Raw genomic sequence first — 5073 nt, 5'->3', positions numbered from 1 at the left:
AAAAGAAAACCTTGAAACCAGACCTTACTCTGAATTACTTTCATTGGTAAACCAAAGTAAAAAATAATTCATTGGAATTAGAGCCTAAAGCAGAGATTATAAGCCCTTGATTACCATAAATTCCAATCTGGGGATTTTTAACATCGCTTTTAAAATTCTCCAACTTATTTAAAAAATACCAATTTTTATTCTTAAAATAAATTAATCTCACATTATTATTATCCTCAAAAGCTAAAAACAAAGTATTATTATAAAGCCCAATGTCAGTACTTGAACCTTCCATTTCAACATTAGGACTTATGTTAATCCATCTATTACTTTTCAAAGGACAAATACTTATAATAGGTCTATTTTCAGAAACAAAACTCATAATTATTTGATTAAAATTAGAATCAAAAAAGCCTTTAATAAAATTAGCCATATAAACAGAAGAAATATTGGAATTTACCCAAGCATTCTCATTGTTTACAATAAATTCAGATTTAATCTCATTGTTTGACTTATAATTATAAAAAATGCCTAAAAAAGGTTCAGATATTAGTCCAATGTTTGATGAATTAACATTAGAATCACCTTTACTTAAATAAGCATGTATTACATCGGTCCAAATACTTCCATAGCCCATATTCGAAATTAAATTGATTTTATATTCACCCCCAATTTTCCTTAAATATGCTAAATACAACCTATCTTTTAAATCGATACTAATATTTAATAAAGATCCAAAATTTTCTATGTGTCCAGGACTAATATCAATCCATTTTCTACTATTAAATTTTTTAACTATAAGCTCACTGGCAAAATCATCCCCTGATTTTGTAACAAACGCAATATATAAATTTCCTTTCGAATTAATTGAAAAGTCAAAATTAACTATATTAGTAATATTTCCATTAACAGATGAATCAAGATTAAACCAACCAACACCCTCAATAAATTCAGCAACTTTAATGTCATTGCTATTTTCTAACTGATAGGCAATATAAATATTGCTTTTATAAATCCTTAATATATACTTTTTAAGCTTGGCAGCTAAATTTAAAACAGGCAAATCTTTTAAAGTAAAAAATAAATCTTCTTTTTCAATCTTAGATGTTTTAGCTTTAAGGGAATCACTACTTAAAATTGAAAAATCTAAATCTGTAAGCAAAAACCTTATGTTTTCATTTTTAGTACCAACATATATTATTGCATAAAGAAAATTTTTATCTAATCTTAGTTTAAAATCTCTTTTTTTTACTTTATCAGTTATATATTTTTTATTAGAAATATCATAAATTTTAAAAACAAACTCGGAATTTGAACTTTTATCTAAGGTTAAAATATAATCAGAAGATTTGCTAACTTTTAAATAAACACTTCCTTTCCCATTTTTATTTAAAATACTCAAAGGACTAATTTCTGTTAAAATTTGATTTACTTGAGCTTGAATAAAAGAAAGTTTTGTAAATAAAAATAGCAAAATGAATGTCTTATTTATTTTCATATTTTTTTTACATTCAAAAATATTAACACATATTCTAAAAATGATAAAATTGCAAAAAAAGCAGCACAAACATATGTCATTTGAACAATAAATAAAAATTTAAATTCAAAAGTTAAAATATAACTAATAAAATTTTGAACAGGTTCTGTAAAGTTGAGTTGATTTAAAGTATAAAATAAAAGACTTGCAAAAGTACAAACAGCATAAAGAAGTGACTTTAATTTTCCCAAAAAATTTGCTTGTTGAACTACATTAAACTGAATAATTAAATTTCTAACAAACCCAATAGAAATTTCACGATAAATAAATATTACAAAAAAATAATAAGGGGTTATACCTTTGTAAAAGAAAAAAACAAAATAAGTTAGATGTTGCAAAACATCCGCATAAGGATCTAAAATTTTACCTACATTGCTAACAAGACCATATTTTCTTGCAAGACACCCATCAATAAAATCAGTAAATTCATTAAAAATAATTAAAAACCAAATAATTCCAAAAAATAAATACGAAAAAAATACATTTTCCAAAAAAAATAAAATTAATATGATAAAGGAAAGTACAATTCTAGCTAATGTTATTTTATTTGGGGTAATGATCTTGATTAAATTATTCAATTTATCAAATCTCCTTGTCTTTTATTTTAAATAAAATAAATTTAAGAGCTTCATCAAGTTTCATTCCATTTATTTGCTCATTTTTTCTTGTTCTAATAGATATTCTCTCTTCTGTTGCTTCTCTCTCACCAATTATAAACATATAAGGTATTTTTTTAGCTTGATATTCCCTAATTTTAGCATTCATTCTTGAGAAGCTATTATCAAGTTTTATTCTAATCCCCTCATTTTTAAATTTATTAAAAACTTTAACAGCATAACCTTCTACAATATTGTTAACAGGAATGATTACTACTTGAATAGGAGATAACCATAAAGGAAACGCTCCACCATAATGCTCTACAAGAATTCCAAAAAATCTTTCAATAGATCCCAACAAAGCTCGATGAATCATAAATGGTCTTTTTTCTTTGCCATCCTCAGCAGTATAAGTCATATTAAATCTCTCAGGGAGATTAAAATCAAATTGAATTGTACTCATCTGCCACTCTCTCTCAAGCGAATCAACTATCTTAAGATCAATTTTAGGCCCATAAAAAGCACCCCCCCCTTTATCAATTTCATAAGGAACTTCAAAATCACTTAAAGTCTCTTCAAGAACTTTTAAAGACATTTCCCAATCAGAATCATTGCCCACAGATTTGTCAGGCTTTGTAGAAAGATATGCCTTTAGGTTACTAAAGCCAAATTTACTCCACATATAAATAGCAAATCTAAGAACTTCTTTAATCTCATCTAAAACTTGAGAATGCGTGCATATAATATGAGCATCATCCTGAGTAAACCCTCTGACCCTCATCATGCCATGCAAAGCACCTATCTTTTCATAACGATACACAGTGCCAAGTTCGGCCCATCTAAATGGCAAATCTCTATAAGAATGCTTGCCTGTATTGTAAATTGCAATATGAAAAGGACAATTCATGGGCTTAAGATAATAATCACTTTTATCCATTTCTATTTTTTCAAACATGCTATCCTTATAAAAGTCTAAATGACCAGAAGTTTGCCAAAGCCAAGATTTGCCAACATGAGGAGTAAAAAGAATATCATACCCATTTTTAGAGTGTTCTTCTCTCCAAAAATCTTCTATTAAAGTTCTTATTTTAGCACCATTGGGATGAAAAAAAACAAGTCCTGGTCCAATCTCTTCATGAATAGAAAATAAATCAAGCTCTTTTCCAAGCTTTCTATGATCTCTTTTTTTTATTTCTTCTCTCAAATTAAGATAAGATCTTAGCTCTTTTTCATTATTCCACAAGGTTCCATAAATTCTTGTAAGCATTGGGTTTTTTTCACTGCCCCGCCAATAAGCTCCAGCAATGCTAGTAAGCTTAAATGCCTTTGGATCAATTTTATTCATGTTCTCAACATGAGGGCCCCTACAAAGATCGACAAAATTATGACTCTTGTAAATAGAAACTTCATTTTGTAAATCAAAATTTTTAATCAAATCAATCTTATAAGGCTCATCCTTAAAAATTTCAAGAGCCTGTTCTACGCTTATTATCTCTTTTTCAAAAGAACTACCCGTCTTTAAAATTTCTCTCATTCTATTTTCTATGTCTAAAAGAGAATCTTCTGTTATCTGCTTTTTAAATTCAAAATCATAATAAAAACCATCTTTAATGGGAGGACCTATTGCAATCTTGGTATTTGGAAATAAATCACGAACAGCCTCTGCCATAACATGAGCTATTGAGTGTCTTTTTTTGTAAAGAACATCTTCTTTATCTAAATCTTTGCTCACAAAAATACCTTTAGCCTTTCGATTTTTATTAAAAAATTAAAATTTACACTCATAACTTTTACGCAAAAACACGCACCTCAAATATTTATAATTACTAAATTAAAATATACAAAAAAATTTTCTAAAAAAATAGAGATAAGAAAACAAAAAACTAAAAATAAATTCTCAATCCATAGCAACTATTGATTCAATATTAAAATAAAAAGACATTGCTAAGAAAAATGTAATAGTAGAAGAACCTCCATAAGAGAGAAAAGGAAAGGGAATCCCAGTAATAGGAAGAACTCCTAAAGACATTCCAACATTAAATGAGGTATGAAAAAATAAAAGTCCCAAAATTCCAGATATTACTAAGGCCATATACCTATCTTGACTTTTATTCATTATTATCAAAAATTTTAAAAAAAGAAAAAAAAATAATACTAAAATAGTACTAACACCCAAAAATCCAAACTCCTCGGCAAGAATAGAAAAAATAAAATCTGTGCTTTGAGATGGCACATAATTAGCATGAGTATAAGGCCCCTTTAAAAATCCTTTACCCAAAAGACCACCAGAACCAATTGCTATTTTAACCTGATTCAAATTCCAACCAGCTCCCTTAGCATCAATAGCTGGATCTAAGAATACCAAAAACCGTTTAATCTGATAGGTCTTCATTAACTTTGAAAGGACCTTTGAAAGCAATATTGAAACCAATAAAATAGAACTTGCAAAAAATATATAAAAATAAATTATTTTAATACTCAAACCATATTTAGAAATAAAAAATCCTAAAACAGAAATCAAAAGTATTAAAAGCAGCACTCCCATTATTACTCTAAAATAAAAAGGATTAGAGAAAATAAGATAAAATACATTGCCCATATTCACCTTATATTCATACCAAACTGGTAAAATTGCAAAAACAAAAGAAAAAAACCCTATCAACGCAAATGCCAAAACATAATGCAAATCTATTCCTGCAAAAAAAGAAATAAATATAAAAATGGTTAAATATACTATTGCTGTACCAAAATCGGGTTGCAACAATATAAGAATCACCGATGGAAAAATTAATAAAAATGCGGCGATAAAGGTAAAAAATTCATTATACCCCTTTTTTTCAGTATAAAATTTTGAAAGGGTCAAAATAATAATAACTTTACCAAATTCAGAAGGCTGTCCTCCAAGTTTCCATATACCAATCCAGGACCTTGCTCCATTTACTGTCATTCCAA

At 27.5% G+C, this 5073-nt stretch carries 3 protein-coding genes and 1 pseudogene; all 4 read right to left on the bottom strand.

The window, feature by feature from the left end; translation table 11 throughout:
* Positions 1–40: 40 nt before the first annotated feature.
* Positions 41–1486 (bottom strand): hypothetical protein, encoded by a 1446-nt coding sequence (locus LRB30_RS05460; RefSeq protein ID WP_231014008.1) that lies wholly within the window; start codon positions 1484–1486, stop codon positions 41–43.
* Positions 1473–2103, bottom strand: a pseudogene (pgsA, locus tag LRB30_RS05455) (CDP-diacylglycerol--glycerol-3-phosphate 3-phosphatidyltransferase). The gene LRB30_RS05460 and the pseudogene pgsA overlap by 14 nt, the downstream one beginning before the upstream one ends.
* A 4-nt stretch (positions 2104–2107) precedes the next feature.
* A complete protein-coding gene (gene thrS, locus LRB30_RS05450; RefSeq protein WP_231014010.1) occupies positions 2108–3853 on the bottom strand; it encodes a threonine--tRNA ligase in 1746 nt (581 codons plus the stop codon).
* 165 nt (positions 3854–4018) lie between these two features.
* Positions 4019–5073, bottom strand: a 1055-nt coding sequence (locus LRB30_RS05445; protein WP_231020061.1) for an FtsW/RodA/SpoVE family cell cycle protein, incomplete at its 5' end; no start/stop codon positions are given.

This window comes from Borreliella americana, from assembly GCF_021043605.1.
GTDB classification, from domain to species: Bacteria; Spirochaetota; Spirochaetia; order Borreliales; family Borreliaceae; genus Borreliella; species Borreliella americana.
Note: the sequence above shows the minus strand (reverse complement) of the source record. Positions and strands in the feature narration are given on the sequence as shown.

Excerpts from the sequence above, each read along its gene's own strand:
- LRB30_RS05460 (WP_231014008.1), bottom strand. The coding sequence starts at position 1,486 with ATGAAAATAAATAAGACATTCATTTTGCTATTTTTATTTACAAAACTT.